Annotated in this window: 14 protein-coding genes; 5 read left to right on the forward strand and 9 right to left on the reverse strand. The window is 69.3% G+C overall.

The genetic code is table 11. The features are described from left to right. Window positions 1-25: 25 nt before the first annotated feature. Window positions 26-829 (reverse strand): IclR family transcriptional regulator, encoded by an 804-nt coding sequence (locus tag HZS56_RS00450; protein WP_216718586.1) that lies wholly within the window; start codon window positions 827-829, stop codon window positions 26-28. A gap of 50 nt (window positions 830-879) precedes the next feature. Here HZS56_RS00450 and HZS56_RS00455 point away from each other — a divergent pair, with 50 nt between their 5' ends. Genes HZS56_RS00455 through HZS56_RS00465 form a run of 3 tightly spaced genes read left to right on the forward strand, consistent with a single transcriptional unit; the run spans window position 880 to window position 3,529 of the window. Further along, window positions 880-1,995: a cupin domain-containing protein gene (locus tag HZS56_RS00455; RefSeq protein WP_216718587.1), complete on the forward strand. Its 1,116-nt coding sequence runs from the start codon at window positions 880-882 to the stop codon at window positions 1,993-1,995. Continuing rightward, on the forward strand, window positions 1,992-2,816 hold the full coding sequence (locus HZS56_RS00460; RefSeq protein ID WP_216718588.1) for a fumarylacetoacetate hydrolase family protein: 825 nt from the start codon (window positions 1,992-1,994) through the stop codon (window positions 2,814-2,816). The genes HZS56_RS00455 and HZS56_RS00460 overlap by 4 nt, the downstream gene beginning before the upstream one ends. Beyond that, window positions 2,813-3,529 carry a maleylpyruvate isomerase N-terminal domain-containing protein gene (locus HZS56_RS00465; RefSeq protein ID WP_216718589.1) on the forward strand — a complete coding sequence of 239 codons (717 nt, stop codon included), beginning with the start codon at window positions 2,813-2,815 and terminating at the stop codon, window positions 3,527-3,529. Before HZS56_RS00460 ends, HZS56_RS00465 begins: the two co-directional genes overlap by 4 nt. Before the next feature lie 6 nt (window positions 3,530-3,535). Here the strand turns inward: HZS56_RS00465 and HZS56_RS00470 are convergent, their stop codons facing one another. Both HZS56_RS00470 and HZS56_RS00475 read right to left on the reverse strand, forming a co-directional pair. Continuing rightward, the gene (locus HZS56_RS00470) at window positions 3,536-4,690 is read right to left on the reverse strand and encodes a Gfo/Idh/MocA family protein (protein ID WP_216718590.1); all 1,155 of its coding nucleotides are present in this window, start codon (window positions 4,688-4,690) and stop codon (window positions 3,536-3,538) included. 37 nt (window positions 4,691-4,727) lie between these two features. Then, a complete protein-coding gene (locus HZS56_RS00475) occupies window positions 4,728-6,002 on the reverse strand; it encodes an ROK family protein (protein WP_216718591.1) in 1,275 nt (424 codons plus the stop codon). Between the two features lie 233 nt (window positions 6,003-6,235). On the opposite strand from HZS56_RS00475, the gene HZS56_RS00480 reads away from it, so the two are divergent. Next, window positions 6,236-7,243 (forward strand): sugar phosphate isomerase/epimerase family protein, encoded by a 1,008-nt coding sequence (locus HZS56_RS00480; RefSeq protein WP_216718592.1) that lies wholly within the window; start codon window positions 6,236-6,238, stop codon window positions 7,241-7,243. Window positions 7,244-7,294: 51 nt separating this feature from the next. Here the strand turns inward: HZS56_RS00480 and HZS56_RS00485 are convergent, their stop codons facing one another. The 5 genes from HZS56_RS00485 to HZS56_RS00505 form a co-directional block, all read right to left on the reverse strand. After that, complete coding sequence (locus tag HZS56_RS00485; protein WP_216718593.1) at window positions 7,295-8,443, reverse strand: ROK family protein; 1,149 nt, start codon at window positions 8,441-8,443, stop codon at window positions 7,295-7,297. A gap of 243 nt (window positions 8,444-8,686) precedes the next feature. Next, window positions 8,687-9,553: a siderophore-interacting protein gene (locus tag HZS56_RS00490; RefSeq protein WP_308407948.1), complete on the reverse strand. Its 867-nt coding sequence runs from the start codon at window positions 9,551-9,553 to the stop codon at window positions 8,687-8,689. Between the two features lie 53 nt (window positions 9,554-9,606). Continuing rightward, entirely contained in the window at window positions 9,607-10,620 is a 1,014-nt protein-coding gene (locus HZS56_RS00495) for a sugar phosphate isomerase/epimerase family protein (protein ID WP_216718594.1), read from the reverse strand. Beyond that, window positions 10,617-11,036: a C-glycoside deglycosidase beta subunit domain-containing protein gene (locus tag HZS56_RS00500; RefSeq protein WP_216718595.1), complete on the reverse strand. Its 420-nt coding sequence runs from the start codon at window positions 11,034-11,036 to the stop codon at window positions 10,617-10,619. Before HZS56_RS00500 ends, HZS56_RS00495 begins: the two co-directional genes overlap by 4 nt. Beyond that, complete coding sequence (locus HZS56_RS00505; RefSeq protein ID WP_216718596.1) at window positions 11,026-12,648, reverse strand: GMC oxidoreductase; 1,623 nt, start codon at window positions 12,646-12,648, stop codon at window positions 11,026-11,028. Before HZS56_RS00505 ends, HZS56_RS00500 begins: the two co-directional genes overlap by 11 nt. 364 nt (window positions 12,649-13,012) lie before the next feature. On the opposite strand from HZS56_RS00505, the gene HZS56_RS00510 reads away from it, so the two are divergent. Further along, window positions 13,013-14,293, forward strand: coding sequence for an MFS transporter (locus tag HZS56_RS00510; protein WP_216718597.1), 1,281 nt, complete (start codon window positions 13,013-13,015; stop codon window positions 14,291-14,293). On the opposite strand, the gene HZS56_RS00515 is transcribed toward HZS56_RS00510, so the two are convergent. Further along, a complete protein-coding gene (locus HZS56_RS00515; protein WP_216718683.1) occupies window positions 14,287-15,498 on the reverse strand; it encodes an ROK family transcriptional regulator in 1,212 nt (403 codons plus the stop codon). The two genes, HZS56_RS00510 and HZS56_RS00515, sit on opposite strands and share 7 nt — an antisense overlap. Window positions 15,499-15,634: the final 136 nt, after the last annotated feature.

Genomic DNA, 15,634 nt, shown 5'->3' on the forward strand with positions numbered 1-15,634 from the left:
TTGGGCCGGCAGCTTCACCGACCCCTCATGTCAGTCCGTGAGTGATGTTCGCGGCGGTCGCGTGCAGCGCCTTCACGCATTCGGCCAGCCGCTCCTTGGCGAAACGGACACTGGGCATCGCCAGCGCCACCGAGGCCACGTCCTGGCCGTACCCGTCCTGGACCGTGACGGCAACGGCCGTGAGGCCGGCCTCGGTGCGCTGATCGTTGATCGCGAATCCGCGCTTACGGATCAAGCTGAGTTCGCGGTACAGGCGGGGCACGTCCACTGCGGAGTTCTCGGCGGCATCCGATTCATAGAGCGCCTTGACGGTCTCCGTCGGCAGGGTCGACAGCAGTACCTTGCCGCCCGCCGTGAGATGAGCCGGCAGCGTGCGTCCCGCCCTGCTTCCTACTCGCAAAACCTGCTCGGCCTCAGCAGTGGCAATGAACCGTGCCTCGCTTCCGGTCAGCACGATCAGGTTGACCGATTCCCCCACGTCGCGGGCGAGGTCCTCCATGTGTGGCAAAGACACCCGGTGGAGCAGTGCGACCGGGGCCTCGGTCGCTGCGGTCGGGCGAAGTACGTTGCCAGCTTCGTAGCGGCGGTCGGGGAGCTGCTGTGCGAACTCCCGGTAGACCAGCATGGCGAGCAGCCGGTGCGCCGTCGACACGGAGACTCCCAGGCGCTGTGCCGCCTCGCTCACCCGCAGCGGCCCTTCTTGGCGCAGCAGGAGGGCCAGGTGGAGGGCGTGGTCGACGGAGGCGATGGGATAGGGCGGTTCATTCTTCACAGCAGAAAAACCTATCCCGTAGAGCAGGAAGGTGGCGAGGATGCGGGCATTCGGCATTCAGACGGAGTCGACGGCGCAATGGCCGTCAGGAACTCGGGAGTATTCACATGCCACCTGTCGAGTCACCGGTGCACATCCAGGCCATGGACTCAGCCGATCAACCTAAGCGCACCCCTCAACTGGAGCGCCTTTACCGCGACTTCGAGCGGCAGCTCCTCGTCCCGCTGTGGACGGAGATCGGCGGCCTGATGCCGCCTCAGCCGATGTCGAAGGCGCTCGCCCACCTGTGGCGCTGGAAGGACCTGCTCCCGGCGGCGGAGCAGGCGGGCGAACTGGTGCCGGTCGGCCGCGGCGGTGAGCGCCGCGCCATCGCGCTCGCCAATCCGGGCCTGGGCGGCAGCCCGTTCGCGACGCCGACGCTCTGGGCGGCGATCCAGTACCTGAACCCGCAGGAGGACGCCCCGGTCCACCGCCACACCCAGAACGCCTTCCGCTTCGTCGTGGAGGGCGAGGGTGTGTGGACCGTGGTGAACGGAGACCCCGTGGCTATGCGGCGTGGTGACTTCCTGCCGCAGGCCGGCTGGAACTGGCACGGCCACCACAACCGCAGCGACACCGCGATGGCGTGGATCGACGGCCTCGACATCCCGTTTCAGCACTACACCGAGGCGACCTTCTTCGAGTTCGGGCTCGACGAGGTCGAGACCCGCGAAGCACCGGAACGTTCCCGTTCCGAGCGACTTTGGGCGCACCCCGGGCTACGCCCGCTGACACACCTTGATCCCACCCCTGCCACCCCGCTGCTTGCCTACCGCTGGGAGTACACGGACCGTGCGCTTGCCGAGCAACTGGCGTTGGAGGCGGAGGGCGAGCCCGTCACGGTGGAACCCGGCCACGCCGCCGTCCGGTACACCAATCCGACCACGGGCGACGACATCCTGCCGACGCTGCGTACCGAGTTCCACCGTCTCGCCCATGGCACGGAGACGGCCGCGCACCAGGAAGTCGGCTCCTCCGTGTTCCAGGTCTTCGACGGCACCGGACAGGTGACCGTGGGCGACACCACGTGGAGCGTCGAACGCGGCGACCTGTTCGCCGTCCCCTCCTGGCAACCGCTGAGCCTGGCCACGGATCAAGGTCTTGATTTGTTCCGGTTCAGCGACACCCCCGTCTTCGAGCGACTCCACCTCAACCGCACCAACATGGAAGGCAACCAGGCATGAAGCTCGCAACTGTACGTACCGAGGACGGATTTCGGGTCGCACGCGTTGAGGACGGCGGATACGTGGACATCGGACCCGGCGACGTCGGGGAGTTGTTGCGCCGGGAGGACTGGCAGTCGGTCGTGGCAGCTGCCGAAGGCCCCCTCGTCCGGGTCGAGGCCGACCGCCTCGCTCCGGTCGTCCCGAACCCCGGCAAAATCGTCTGCGTGGGCCTCAACTACGCCACGCACATCACGGAGATGGGCCGCGACCTCCCCGAGTACCCCACTCTGTTCGCCAAGTACCCCGAGGCGTTGATCGGTCCGAACGACACGCTGACCCTGCCGCCGGAGTCCGACGCGGTCGACTGGGAAGCCGAGCTCACCGTCGTCGTCGGCCGCAGCGTCCGGCGGGCCGACCACGAGACCGCCCAGGCAGCGATCGCCGGCTACACGATCCTGAACGACATCACCACGCGCGACTGGCAGTACCGGACCAAGGAGTGGCTGCAGGGCAAGACCTGGGAGGCCACGACCCCCCTCGGCCCCTGTCTGATCACCCCGGACGAGCTGTCCCCCGACGCGGAGATCAGCTGCATCGTGGATGACGAGGTCATGCAGAAGTCCACGATCGGCGACCTCGTCTTCGACGCGGCAGATCTCGTCAGCTACATCTCGACGTTGATCACCCTCAACCCCGGTGACATCATCGCCACCGGCACCACCGGCGGCGTCGGCCATGCCCGCAAGCCCGCGCGCTACCTCCGCCACGGCCAGACCGTCGTCACCCGCATCGAGGGCATCGGCGAACTTGTCACCCCGGTCAGGGGCGCGGCAAAGTGACCGACGGCGCGCCTTCCGTCTGTCTGCAGTGGATGACTGAGGGCCACGCGTATTTCGTCTCCTGCCTGAAGGGCATCGACGATGCCGGGTTGGCGGGGCCGACGGCGCTGCGGGGCTGGACGGGCAAGCATCTGCTCTCCCACGTCGGGCACAACGCACGAGCGCTCACCCGCCTCGCCGACTGGGCGCAGACAGGTATCGAGACACCCATGTACGCAGACGCGTCGGCGCGGGCGGAAGAGATCGAGACCGGAGCCGGATGGTCTACCGCTCGCCTGCGCGACTTCGTCGTAGATGAGCAGGACCGGCTGTCGGCCGCGCTCGGGCGCATCGATGATGAACGTTGGCGGACGTCGGTCGTCACGGCCCAAGGCCGGACGGTCCCGGCGACGACGATCCCCTGGCTGCGCTGCCGGGAGGTGTGGATCCACGCATGTGATTTGCCGGGCGGAGGTGACTTCGGTGCCTTCCCCGACGACTTCACAGACGTCCTGATCGACGATGTGCTCGTCCGTCGCCGAGGGGCCCAGTCCGTCGATGTCTCTGTCCGGGCGACCGACCGGGCACAGGACGAGCGCACGGCCGGTACGTCGGGGAACGTGGTCGAGGGACCGGCGGCGGACCTGGCACGCTGGCTGACGCGTGGCTTCGCCGGTCCGCGGCTACGAGCGGTGTCGGGCGGAACACTTCCGGAGCTTCCCAGCTGGCTGTAGTGATGGTCATGTTGCGTGTGGCGTGTGCTGGTCGACCTCGGTCCACTGCTCGCTGTCCGCCGAGGCCAGCACCGCGTCCGTGATCGAGGCGGCCGCGAGTCCATCGGCGAACGTCGGCAGGCCTTCCGGGGTGTCTCCGGTGGCGATTGCCGCGTACGTGTCGCGGACGAAGGCGTCGAAGCAGGACGCGTACCCCTCGGGGTGTCCTGCGGGGAGCGCCGTCATCCGGCCTCCGGCAGAGGAGAGTTGGGCAGGGTCGCGCCACAGGATGGTGGCTGACTCCCGGCGGCCGCACCACAGAGTCTCGGGCTCTTCCTGGTTGAAAACCAGGGACTCCTCTCCGGCGTCCAGCTCGATCCAGAGCCGGTTCTTGCGCCCCGGGGAGACCTGGCTGATGGTCACTGACCCGAGCACGCCGTCGCCCGTTTCGAAGTGCACGAACATGGCATCCTCGGTGTCCACGGAGGTGGGTATCCCTGCCGCGCCGGAGCCGTTGGTGAAGGAGGCCGCGCCTTCCCCCCGCCGTCGCTCGGGATGAGCGACGAGCTTGCGTGCGCTGACCCGCACGATGCGCTGACGGGCCATGAATTGCGCCAGGTCGCACCAGTGTGAGCCGATGTCGGCAAAGGCTCGGGAAGCGCCACCCAACGCCGCGTCGACACGCCAGTTGTCGTCGTCCTCGCGCAACATCCAGTCCTGCAAGTAGCTGCCGTGCATGAGCCTGAGCGGCCCGGCCTTCCCGCTGTGCAGCCGCTCCCGAGCCTCCCTGACGAGCGGGTAGTAGCGGTAGACGAAGGGGACCGCTGCCACGCGTCCCGCGTCCTCCGCCGCCGCGACGAGGCGGGCTGCCTCGGCCGCGCTCAGCGCGAGGGGCTTCTCGCAAATGACGTGCTTGCCCGCGGCCAGAGCCCGGATCGCGAGTGGGGCGTGCAGATGATTCGGGGTGCAGATGTGTACGACGTCGATGTCGTCGTCGCCTATGAGGTCTTCGGGCGAGGTGAAGGCGCGGTCTGCGCCCAGGGCGTCGGCCGCGACTCGGGATCGCTCGGGAGTGGAGGACACCACCCCCGCAAGGTGTGCACCGGCCTGACGCGCGGCACGGGCGTGGACGCCTCCAATGAAACCGGTGCCGATGATGCCTGCCTTGAGGGGACGGGACATGGGTGCTCCTTGGTGCGGTGGCGTGCAGGAAGGGGATTCAGGCCGTAGCGGTTTGCTGCGGCGGGGATGTGTCCGTGAGGTGGTGTGTCCAAGTGGTCAACTGCTGCGGCGAGAGCAGCTCTTCGATCGCGGTGAAGGCGGCGCCGATCATGCCTGCCTGATTGCTGAGTGCAGACATCTCCACCCGCAGGCTCCGCGTGGCCAGTGGAAGCGAAAGGTCGTAGACCCTGTGCCGGATGGCTGCGAGCAGGAGGTCACCGCTGAGGGCGACACCACCGCCGATGACGACGAGCGAGGGATTGAAAAAGTTGATCATGGCGGCCAGTGCGCGCCCTATCTGCTCTCCGGCTGCCTTGAGTAGATTGATGCAGGTCAGGTCGCCGGAGCGGGCTCCGTCCGCGACGTCGCGAGCGGTCAGGTCGGCCCGTTCCTCGCGCCGTGCCGCAAGGAACGGGCTGTCGCCGTCCTGCGCCTTGGCCGAGGCGGCCGCGGCCAGAGCGGCGCCACCGGCCAGGGTCTCCAGGCAACCGCGTTTGCCGCACCTGCAGGGCAGCGGGGCGGCGTCGGCCACCGCGATGTGCCCGATGTCCCCGGCTGCGCCGCCCGCTCCCCGGTGCAGGCGCCCGCGGGACACCAGCCCCGCGCCGACGCCGGTGCCGACCTTGACGTAGAGGAAGTCGCGGACCCCTGCGGCGTTTCCCGCCTGCAGCTCGCCCATCGCCATGACGTTGACGTCGTTGTCGACCCAGGCGCCCACCTCGTGACGAGAGGTGAGGCGTTCCTTCACGGGGTAGCCGGCCCAACCGGGCATGACCGGCGGTGCGACGGGAGTGCCCGAGAGGTACTCCACCGGGCCGGGCAGGCCCATGCCGATGCCGACCATGGGCGTCCCCGGAGGCCGGTGGGTGGCAAGCAGCGTCTCGATGATCGAGTCGATCCGGTCGAGCGTCGCATCGGGCCCCCTGGTGACGTCCCAGGCCTCCTCGTGGAACCCCAGCGCGCGGCCCGCCAGGTCGGTCAGCGCCACCTCGAGGCTGGAGACGCCCAGTTCTATGCCGACGACGCAGGCAGCCTCGCGCCTGAAACGGACCGTGCGGGGTGCGCGGCCGCCCGTGGACTTGTCCATGCCGGCTTCTGCGAGCAGTCCGACATCGACCAGCTCGTTCACCCGCTGCGTGACGATCGTCCGGCCCATGCCGGAGCGCTCGATGAGCGAGGCACGGGTGGCGGTGGGCTCGGAGCGAACCAGGCGAAGCAGGGTGCCGGTCACGGCGTCATGACCGTTGGCCGGTGAGCGAGATGGGGCGGGCATGGGTGATTCCCCTTCTTCAGTAGCTGGCCAGTGCGGCCCAGGCCGTTGACTTACGTCGCTGTGCGGCCTAACTTTGCCGCAGGCTGGCAAGAGGTTAACGCAGTAGCGGCACATGCGGGTATGCCATCACTTAAGTTCGTCGATCAGTGACAGTGCATGGGTGCTGGGGCGCGGAGGCGATGCGGGCGAACCGGCAGCTGATGTCACCAGCGAGACAGCGCAAAGGAGTCAACGTGTCCCGTCCTCACACCCTGTTTACCGGCCAGTGGGTCGATCTGACCTTCGAGGAGATCGCCAAGAAGGCCGCGGACTGGGGGTTCGACGGCCTGGAGATCGCGTGCGACCCGCGGCACTTCGATGTGCATCGGATCGTGAGTGACGACGACTATCTGGCCGAACGCCGGGCCATCCTCGACCGGTACGGACTGGGTTGCTGGGCGATCTCCGCTCATCTGGTGGGCCAGGCCGTCTGCGACGACCCCATCGACGCCCGACACCGCGCGATCCTGCCCGCATCGGTGTGGGGCGACGGGGACGCTGAGGGGGTCCGACGGCGGGCGGCCGACACCATGAAAGTCACCGCGCAGGCGGCACGCCGCTTCGGAGTGAACGTCGTGGTGGGCTTCACCGGGTCTGCGATCTGGCCCTACGTCGCCATGTTCCCGCCGGTGGGGGAGGACGTGGTCGAGCGGGGATACCAGGACTTCGCCGACCGTTGGATCCCGATCCTGGACGCGTTCGAGGCGCAGGGCGTGCGGTTCGCCCTGGAGGTGCATCCGTCCGAGATCGCCTACGACTACTGGACCGCTCAGCGTGCGCTGGAAGCGGTGAACCATCACCCTGCCTTCGGGTTCAACTGGGACCCCTCGCACCTGATGTGGCAGCGCGTAGACGTGCGCGCGTTCATCCACGACTTTCGGGACCGGATCCTCCACGTCGACTGCAAGGACACGAAGATCCAGCTCGACGGACGGTCCGGCGTCCTCGGCTCGCACCTGAGCTGGGGTGATCCCCGGCGAGGCTTCGACTTCGTCTCGGTGGGCCGCGGGGACGTGCCGTGGGAGGCCTGCGTGCGCATGCTCAACGCGATCGGGTACGACGGGCCGATGTCGGTCGAGTGGGAGGACGCCGGCATGTCCCGGGACGAGGGGGCACCGGCCAGTCTGGAGTTCCTGCGCGGTCTCGACTTCGCTCCGGCGGGCACGCGCTTCGACGCGGTGTTCGCCCAACCCTCGGACTGACACGGTGCATCGTCATGGGCCCGGCCGTGCAGGGGGCGGCCGGGCCCGCCGTCAGTTCTTCAGCGGCTGCTCCGCCCACCAGTCGAGGCGGTTCGCACGCAGCATCGCGTCCAGAGCCGTGCAGGCGGCGCCCACGACGCCTGCCGTGTCGCCCAGGTCGGACGGTGTGATCTGCAGGTGGCGGGTGGCGAGCGGCAGCGAGAACTCGTAGACCGCCTGACGGATGGCTGCCAGCAGGATGTCACCGGCCTGCGACACCGCTCCGCCGATCGCGACCAGAGAGGGGTTGAAGAAGCTCACGTACGTGCCGAGGGCGGTTCCGATGAATCGGCCCGTCTGTGCCAGGAGTTCGGTCGCCGCCGGGTCTCCTGCGTGCGAGGCCGCCGTGACATGGGCGGCTTCCAGTGTCGTGCCCTCGGCTGCCAAGGCCGCCAGGTAGGGGCTCTCGCCGCTGTCCGCGAGACGCCGGGCCTCGCGCGTCAGCGCCGCGCCACTCGCGTGGGCGGCCAGGCATCCCCGGCGCCCACAGCGGCACAGTGCCGGAGACTTCGTCGCCACCGGGATGTGGGCGATGTCCCCGGCGCAGCCGTCGGCACCACGGTGCAGCACACCGCCCGAGACCAGGCCGGCACCAATGCCGAGGCCGAGCTTGACGAAGAGGAAGTCCGACGCGTCCTGGGCGTTGCCCGCGCGCAGTTCCGCCAAGGCCATGGCGCTGACGTCGTTGTCCACCCAGGCCTCGACTCCGAACCGGTCGGAGAGCCGGTCGCGCACCGGATATCCGTCCCAACCGGGCATGTAAGGCGGGGAAATGGGCCTGCCGGTCGTGAACTCCACCGGAGCGGCCAGCCCCGCACCGACCGCGACCAGCGGCACGGTGGGCGCCTGGGGTTCGTCGCGGAGCTGGTTCACGATCTGCTCGAGGCGATCCAGGGTTGCTTCAGGCCCCTTTGTGATGTCCCACGGCTCGTGATGAGTGACGGCGGGGCGGCCGGCCAGGTCGGTGATGGCGACATCGAGGCTGGAGCTGCCCACTTCGATGCCCAGGACCGCGGCCGCTTCGCTGCGGAAGCGCACCTCGCGCGGGATCCGCCCACCGGTGGACCGGCCGACGCGGTCCTCGGACACCAGGCCCACGTCGATCAGCTCGTTGATCTTCTGTGTGACCAGGGTGCGGCCCGCCCCGACACGTGCGGTCAATACAGGCTTCGTGGCAGGCCCCGAGAACCGCAACATGTCCAGCAAGGACTGTGAGAGATCCTCCGGCCCGGCTCCCGCCCCGCTCCTGGCTGCCATCGTCCCACTCCTCAATGCGTCACCAGTTCCACTCTTTTGCCGCCATGCGACATTAGCATCGGCGAGTCGGGCGGAAGGGGGAGTAGGTGATCAACGCGACGCGGGACCGCAGCCGATGGATCGGCTGCGGCCCCGGTGGCAGTCATGTCATGAGGCGGCTGAAGGGGATCCTTCTTGCTCTTCCTCCACCTGATGGTTCCACTGTCGCTTCGACGCCTGCCAACCGTCTTCGTCGTGGCCCGCGCGCCAGTAGCCGGAGGCGGACAGCTGCTCGCGCGGCACCTTCCACTCCGTCCTCAGCAGCCCGCGCAGTTCCTTGACGAAGGCCGCCTCTCCGTGGACGAAGGCATGGGGGCGACCTGCGGGTGCCTGAAGGGCACGAACCGCGGGGACCAGCTTCTCGCCCACGAGACTGTCGCCGCGGTGCAGCCAGTGGATCACTGCCTTGCCCGGGCAGGCCAGTTCCAGTTCCTCCTCGGGGCCGGCCACTTCGATGAACACGTACGCCTCCGCATCGGAGGGCAGGTACTCCAGGGACGCGGCGATCGCGGGAAGAGCGCTCTCGTCGCCGACGAGCAGATGCCAGTCGGCCTCGGGGTGAGGTATGTAGCCACCCCCGGGACCCACCAGGTAGAGCTCGTCACCGGCCGTCGCCTGTGCGGCCCATGGGCCCGCGAGGCCCTCGTCGCCATGGACGACGAAGTCCACGCTCAGCTCCTGGGCCCGGGCGTCCCAGTGCCGCACGGTGTAGGTGCGCATGCGCGGCCATTGGTCCCTGGGCTGCTCCTCCCGGATGCGTCCCAGGTCGAAGGGGACCGGGTAGTCGGCGCCCGGCACGGGGAACAGCAGCTTGACGTAGTGGTCGCTGTACTCGCCGACGCCGAACCCCGCCAGGCTGTCGCCGCCGAACACGATCCGGGTCATGCGCGGCGTCAGGCGCTCGACCCGCCGCACCTGCACGCGCAGCGCGGTCCGGGGCCCGCGCGCACGGCGCCCGGGAGGTGGTGGTGTCACGGTTGCTCCTTGCTCCGGCCCGTCGGCCGGTCGACTCGTCTTCGCCACATCGGCTACAGCGATGCGAGGATGCCGCGACTGAGTTCGTGGTGTCGCCGCACCATCTCCGCGGCATCGGGACTCGGGTCCCAGTGCCAGCCCTCCCACTCGCTGCTGAGGTAGCCGGTGTAGCCGACGTCGACGAGCACCTTGAGGAGGTCGCCGAGCGGGATCGCGGGTTCGTCGCCGTCCTTGTCGAACGCGAAGAACTTGCTGTGCACGTGGATGATCTGAGGGCCGATCTCCGCCCAGTCCTGCGGGTCCTGGTGGCCGTGGATGCCGGCGCAGAACATCGCCAGAGGATGGGCGAAGGAGCCAAGGCCGAGCGAGTTGGCGAGTTCGGAGAACTCGCCCATCAGCTCGCTCTCCGAGGGGCGTTGGTCGGAGCCGTGGATCTCGTTCCACCGCGCGTTGAGTGTGTCCAGGGCCTCCTGGGGAACACCGCGGCGCCGGTACTCCTCCCACACGCTCGGGGACACCCGGCGGGTGCTGGAACCGAAGTCCGGGATGAAGCCCAGGTAGGGGGAGTCGAGCCGGGCGTACAGCTCGCGCAGCGCCATGACCCAGTCGCTGTGCACACTGTCGGGCGCGTGTATCTCGAAGCCCATCTTGACCTGAGCCTTTTCGGCGACAGGGAGCAGGAGTTCAACGGCTTCGGGAGAGGCGGGCTTCTGCAGTCGTACGGTGGGGAAGCCCAGCTCGGCGGCGGCGCGTACCTGCGGGGCGAGGTAGTCGGCCATCTCCTGCGGTGACAGCAGACGGTCGGGCAGCAGTCCCAGGTCGGCGTTGACGGCCAGACACGACGGCTCGAGACCGTACTCGTCGACGAGGCCGCGGAATTGACGTGCGAAGCCGTCCGGGATGACGGGGAATCCCTTGATGCTCTGGAAGCCGACGATTTCGAGGCCGGGACCGATGCCGAGATCGCCGATGCGGCGGACGACGTCCTCGAAGGACAGCTCCAGGCCGTGGTACTGGGGAGTGAAGCTGTAAGCGGTCACGCCCAGCTTCGGCAGTTGGCGGCTCATGCGGCGCTCCTTGTGCTCCGGGGGAGGGCTCGGGTGAGGGTCTCGGTGATGACGAGGGCCTTGGTGCCCAGGACGATGTAGGGAACGCGTGCCCCGACGGTCGCCGTCACCTCGTGCTCTCCCTCGGCGACCTGCTGCAGATCGCGGATACGGACACGCAGCGGGTCCAGGACGAACCACCACGCGTCGCGCAGGCCCGCCACCTTCTCGTACGGCATCCAGGCGCCGTCGATCTCCACGTCGAGCTGGCCGGGCCCGACCGGCCGGCCGTCGAAGGCGATGCCCGAGAGGTGCAGGCCGTCCATGGGCAGGGCCCGGTACCACGGCAGTCGTACCCGGAAAGTGACCGCGGTGGTTCCGGCAGTACTTTCCTCGACTCCCAGTTCTTCCGGGACGATGAGGCGGTCAGGAAACATGGGCGTTCTCCTCGCGATACCGGCGGGCGATGTCCTGTGCGCCTCGGGCCGCCAGGGCGACCGAGGTCAGAGTGGGGTTGCAGGCGGTCTCGGTGGGGATCACACCGTTCCCGGCGACATAGACGTTGTCGGTTCCCCACACGCGGCTGTACGTGTCGCACACGGACGTGCCGTCGTCGGCCGGCCCCATGCGCACGGTGCCCTGATAGTGGAGCGACGATCCGCTGGGCAGGCGCCGGGGCCCGCGGGGGTCGAGGAAGGTGCCCAGCAGCCGTGCCGCCCGCGCGGCGGCGGTCTTGGCGGCCTCGATGCGTTCCTGGTCCACATCGGTCAACTGGTAGTGGAGGGTCATCGCCGGCATGCCGAAGCCGTCCACCTCCGTCGCGCTGAACTCCACCCGGTCGTCCGCGCGCACGTCCTTGGCGCAGAACCACCCCAGACCCACGATGGAGCCGGGTTCGACCTCTTCGTCCAACGGGACGGGGGAGGCGTCGAGTTGCATGACCTGGCCGTGGAACGGATGGGTCTCGTGGTCATACGGGACCCAGCTGACGCCGCTGACCGGATTGAAGGTGGCGTCCGGGCGCTCAGCGGCCGCCGTCTCGCGGGCCGCGGCCAGGATGGTGGGGTCCAACCGGACGGCGACGACGATCTGCGGCTGATCGTTGAGATAGCGCCCCAGCGCGGTCGGCCGGATACCGGAGGCGAACAGCAGCTGGGGGGTGCGCAGGGCATCACAGGCGACAACGACCCACCGTGCGCGCACCGTTGTCCGGCGGCCGGAGGGCAGGTGCTCCATCTCGGCGCCGACCGCGGCCGAGTCTTCCAGCAAGAGTCGGCGGCACAGTGTGTCCGGGCGCAACTCGAAGGAGGCGGTGTCCTTCTCGGCCAGATCGCCGAGGATGACATCGGTGCCCGACCAGTGCCTGCTGCCGTCGGACCAGGTGTCGACCGCCAGTGGCATGGTCCGCACCCGTCGCTCAGGCTTCCGGCCCGCGTCGAGTTCGGCACCGAGACGCTTGCGCACCTCCTCCGCGAACGGTGCGTCGGTGAACGCACTCGTGGTCACGTTCAGGAGCTCATCGGCTCGCCCCAGTGCCGTGTCCAGCTCGGCGGCGGGAATGTCGGTGATGCGCTCACCGTCGCCGGGGCGCGGGCAGGCGCATGTCCAATGCGCCCCCATGCCACCGACGTTGGTCGACAGCGAGGCCCCCGGCATCCCCACCGTGCCGTCGGCGGAACCGTCCTCGCCGGGCACCCCCGAGGCCTTGTCGCCCAGCAGGTACGTGCCGGGCCGCACCATGACACCGGGCGGGCGCGAGTGGACCGGGTCGCCGTCGCGGGCGCTCCGGTCGGGTCCCTGGGAGGCGGTCTGTGCCGCGACGCGCGCCTCGGGGTCTGTGATGTTCTTGACGTGGCGGCCCCGGGGCGACGAGACCTGGGGGCCTGCTTCGACCATCAGCACGCGGGCGCCGGGCGCCTCGTCGGCCAGGACGCGGGCGTACGCGGACCCTGTCGGCCCGCTGCCGACGATCAGAACGTCGACAGTCTCGACGGGCTGTGCGGGGCCGGCGGTGCTCACTCCGCGCTGCGCGGAGTGCGGTGATGTCATATCGGGTTGCTCCCTAGCGGCGTATGGCGGCTCGATGCGGGGTGGCGCCGGTGTGGCGCTTGCCTGCGGGGCCGATGGCCATCTGTGCGATGGATCGAGGGCGGGTACATTCCCTGGCCTCTTACGCTGTCTTGCGGAAGACTATTGCCGCATCGCGGCATTAGTCAATGAAGATTCGGCGCCATAGTGTCGAATCCCGACCTCATGGCTGCCGACGGAGTCCGATACCGGGGACCCGCGGCGGGCCCGGCTGCGGTGCTCGCAGGAATCGGCCACTCGGCGCACGCCCTGGATAGTGGTCACGCCGCCGCGTTCCTACTGTCGCCCCTCGCCTGAACAGCCCGTCCTCGAGGAGCCACAGCCGATGAGCCCGTCCGAAGCCCCCTCCGCCCGTTCGTCGCCGGCCTGGCGGCCGGGAACGATGCACGCGGCCCTTCTCCTGACCGCCGCCTGCGCATCCGTTCTCGGGTCGCTGCTGATAGCCCCGGTGCTGCCCCAGTTCGAGCGCGCCTTCGCCGACGCACCGGGCATCGACACGCTGGCTCCCATGCTGATGACCCTGCCGGCGCTCGGCATCGCCGTGCTCGGCCCGCTCGCCGGATCGGTCACGGACCGGTTTGGCAGGACGCGGCTGCTGTTCGGTGCCCTGCTGGCCTACGCGATCGTCGGCACCGCACCGCTGTGGCTCGACTCCCTGCCGCTGATTCTTCTCAGCCGGCTGCTGCTCGGCGTCGTCGAGGCGGCGGTCATGACGACCTCCATGACGCTGCTGGGCGACTACTTCACCGGTGCGCGGCGGGACCGTTGCATGTCCTGGCACTCGGTGATCACGTCCGTCGCCGCGGTCGGCATCCTCGCCGTCGGGGGAGCGCTCGGCGCCTCGGGGTGGCGCACTCCCTTCTGGGTCTACGCCGCGGCACTGCCGCTCTTCGCCGCCATGGTGCTGACACTCCGCGAGCCCCGCCCCGGTCGCGCCGCGACCGGGGCGACCGGCCGTCGGGTGGGGGCCCTTCCCTGGCGCAGCCTGGCTCCGCTGCTGGTCCTGACCGTGGTAGGCGCGGCCTGTCTGTTCTTCGTGCTGCAGGTGCAGCTCAGTTTCGTGCTCGACGACCTCGACGTCGGCAGTGGCTCGATCGGGGCCTCGGCGGCCATCGCCAACGCCGGAGTGGTGGCCGGCTCACTGGCCTTCGTGCGGTGGGCCCGGCACGGCGCGGGGCGCTTCCTGATCGCGGCGTTCGTCGTCGGCCCTCTCGGGCTTGTGCTCATCAGTGAAGGGAGCAGTTGGGCCACGGTGACGGTCGGAGCGTTCGTGGCCGGCGTCGGCTGCGGTTTTCTGCTCCCGTCCCTGCTCATCGGCACCACCGCCCGGCTCTCCTTCGATCAGCGGGGGAGGGGTACGGCGGCCTGGACCTCGGCCTTCTACTTCGGCCAGTTCCTCTCGCCCATCGCCGTCGGGGCGCTGGGTTCCGTGCCCGGTGGGCTGGACGGTGCCATCAAGTGCTGCGCCGTCGCGGGCCTGCTGGCAGGTGTCGCGGCCGTGTTCCTGTTGCGGCGCCGTCCGTTGTCGGTGAACGCGCAGGTAGAGCCGGGGCACGGTGGGGCAGCGCCCGCGGAGCCGGTGGGGAACACCACGGATGCTCAGTGATTGATCGCTTCGAGGGTCTGGCTCCGCGCTGCGGGCCAGGCCCCCAAGCGCTCGGGCTCCAGCAGTTTGTCCACGACGGTCAAGGCCGCGCCGGAGATGCCGAAATGGCCGTCCGGCGCCGAGCGCTCGATGCGCAGCGCCCGTGTGGTGAGTGGCGTGCTCTCGGCATAGATCGTCCGCCGTACGACCGGCAGAACGAGGTCGGCGGACTCCATCACCCGGCCCGCCAGCAGGACGAGTTCGGGGTTGAGCACGTTGACGAGCATTGCCAGGACGTGGCCGAGATGGCTTGCCGACGCCTCGATGGCCCGAATGCAGGCAAGGTCTCCGCCGGCCGCGGCCTGCGCGAGGTCGTCCACGGTGGGCGTACGGCCCGCCGTCACGAGCTCCCGCAACGTGGGTGAGGCGCCCGACTCGGCCAGCAACACGGCCGTACGGCCCAGGGCCGCACCGCTGGCGACCGTGGTGAGGCACGAAGCCCTGCCGCACGAGCAGCGGGCGGACGTGGCCCCTGGTACCGAGACGTGCGCGATGTCCCCGGCCCCTCCGAGGTGCCCCCGCTGCAGCTGTCCGCCCGAGACGAGGCCCGCCCCGATGCCGGTGCCGAACTTGACGACGACGACGTCCGAGGCCCGACGGGCGGCACCGAGGCGAAGCTCTCCCAGTGCGAGCATGTTGGCCTCGTTGTCGACCCACGCATCGACCTCGAATCGCCGGGCCAACTGTTCACGGATGGGATAGCCGTCCCAGGAAGGTGCAGATGCCGGCGAGGTGGGGTGTCCGCTGGCGAACTGGACGGGCCCAGGGAAGCCGAGACCGATGCCCGTAAGCGGGATCCCCGCCACGGCACTGCTTTCGAGCAGGGACTCGAGGGACTTCTCGATCGCGGCCAGCGATGCCTGCGGCCCCGCGGACACCCTGCACTCGAAGAGGTCGTCGACCAGGGTGCGACCGTGCAGATCGGTGATCGCGGTTCTGACCCCGGTGGTCCCCATATCCACGGCGGCGACGCAGCCGGCCAGGTGGTTGAACCGGAGCCGAACGGGAGCGCGGCCTCCCGTCGAGCGCGCCGTGCCCGCCTCGACGACCAGGCCCAGAGCGGCCAGTTCGCCCACACGCTCCGCGATATTGGAGCGGCTCAGTCCCGTGAGCTCTGCCAACTCGCCGCGTGTGGTGGCCGTTTCCGCGCGAATGTACTCGAGCATGCGAGCCGTGAGGCGTCGGGAGACAGCCCGTGATCCTGCGGTCTGAAGGGGCATGGGGCGGGTCCGTCCGTCGGCCCCTCGCGAGGCTTCCGTCTCTGTTTCGTTGACTTGCGCTTATTAACAGCATAACTTGCTT

Source organism: Streptomyces mayonensis, assembly GCF_018982965.1.
Classification (GTDB): domain Bacteria; phylum Actinomycetota; class Actinomycetes; order Streptomycetales; family Streptomycetaceae; genus Streptomyces; species Streptomyces mayonensis.

What these genes read in the sequence shown, in the direction of transcription:
- HZS56_RS00450 (WP_216718586.1), bottom strand. Translation starts at nt 829, where the DNA reads ATGCCGAATGCCCGCATCCTCGCCACCTTCCTGCTCTACGGGATAGGT.
- HZS56_RS00455 (WP_216718587.1), top strand. Translation starts at nt 880, where the DNA reads ATGCCACCTGTCGAGTCACCGGTGCACATCCAGGCCATGGACTCAGCC.
- HZS56_RS00460 (WP_216718588.1), top strand. Translation starts at nt 1,992, where the DNA reads ATGAAGCTCGCAACTGTACGTACCGAGGACGGATTTCGGGTCGCACGC.
- HZS56_RS00470 (WP_216718590.1), bottom strand. Translation starts at nt 4,690, where the DNA reads ATGTCCCGTCCCCTCAAGGCAGGCATCATCGGCACCGGTTTCATTGGA.
- HZS56_RS00475 (WP_216718591.1), bottom strand. Translation starts at nt 6,002, where the DNA reads ATGCCCGCCCCATCTCGCTCACCGGCCAACGGTCATGACGCCGTGACC.
- HZS56_RS00495 (WP_216718594.1), bottom strand. Translation starts at nt 10,620, where the DNA reads ATGAGCCGCCAACTGCCGAAGCTGGGCGTGACCGCTTACAGCTTCACT.
- HZS56_RS00500 (WP_216718595.1), bottom strand. Translation starts at nt 11,036, where the DNA reads ATGTTTCCTGACCGCCTCATCGTCCCGGAAGAACTGGGAGTCGAGGAA.
- HZS56_RS00505 (WP_216718596.1), bottom strand. Translation starts at nt 12,648, where the DNA reads ATGACATCACCGCACTCCGCGCAGCGCGGAGTGAGCACCGCCGGCCCC.
- HZS56_RS00510 (WP_216718597.1), top strand. Translation starts at nt 13,013, where the DNA reads ATGAGCCCGTCCGAAGCCCCCTCCGCCCGTTCGTCGCCGGCCTGGCGG.
- HZS56_RS00515 (WP_216718683.1), bottom strand. Translation starts at nt 15,498, where the DNA reads ATGCTCGAGTACATTCGCGCGGAAACGGCCACCACACGCGGCGAGTTG.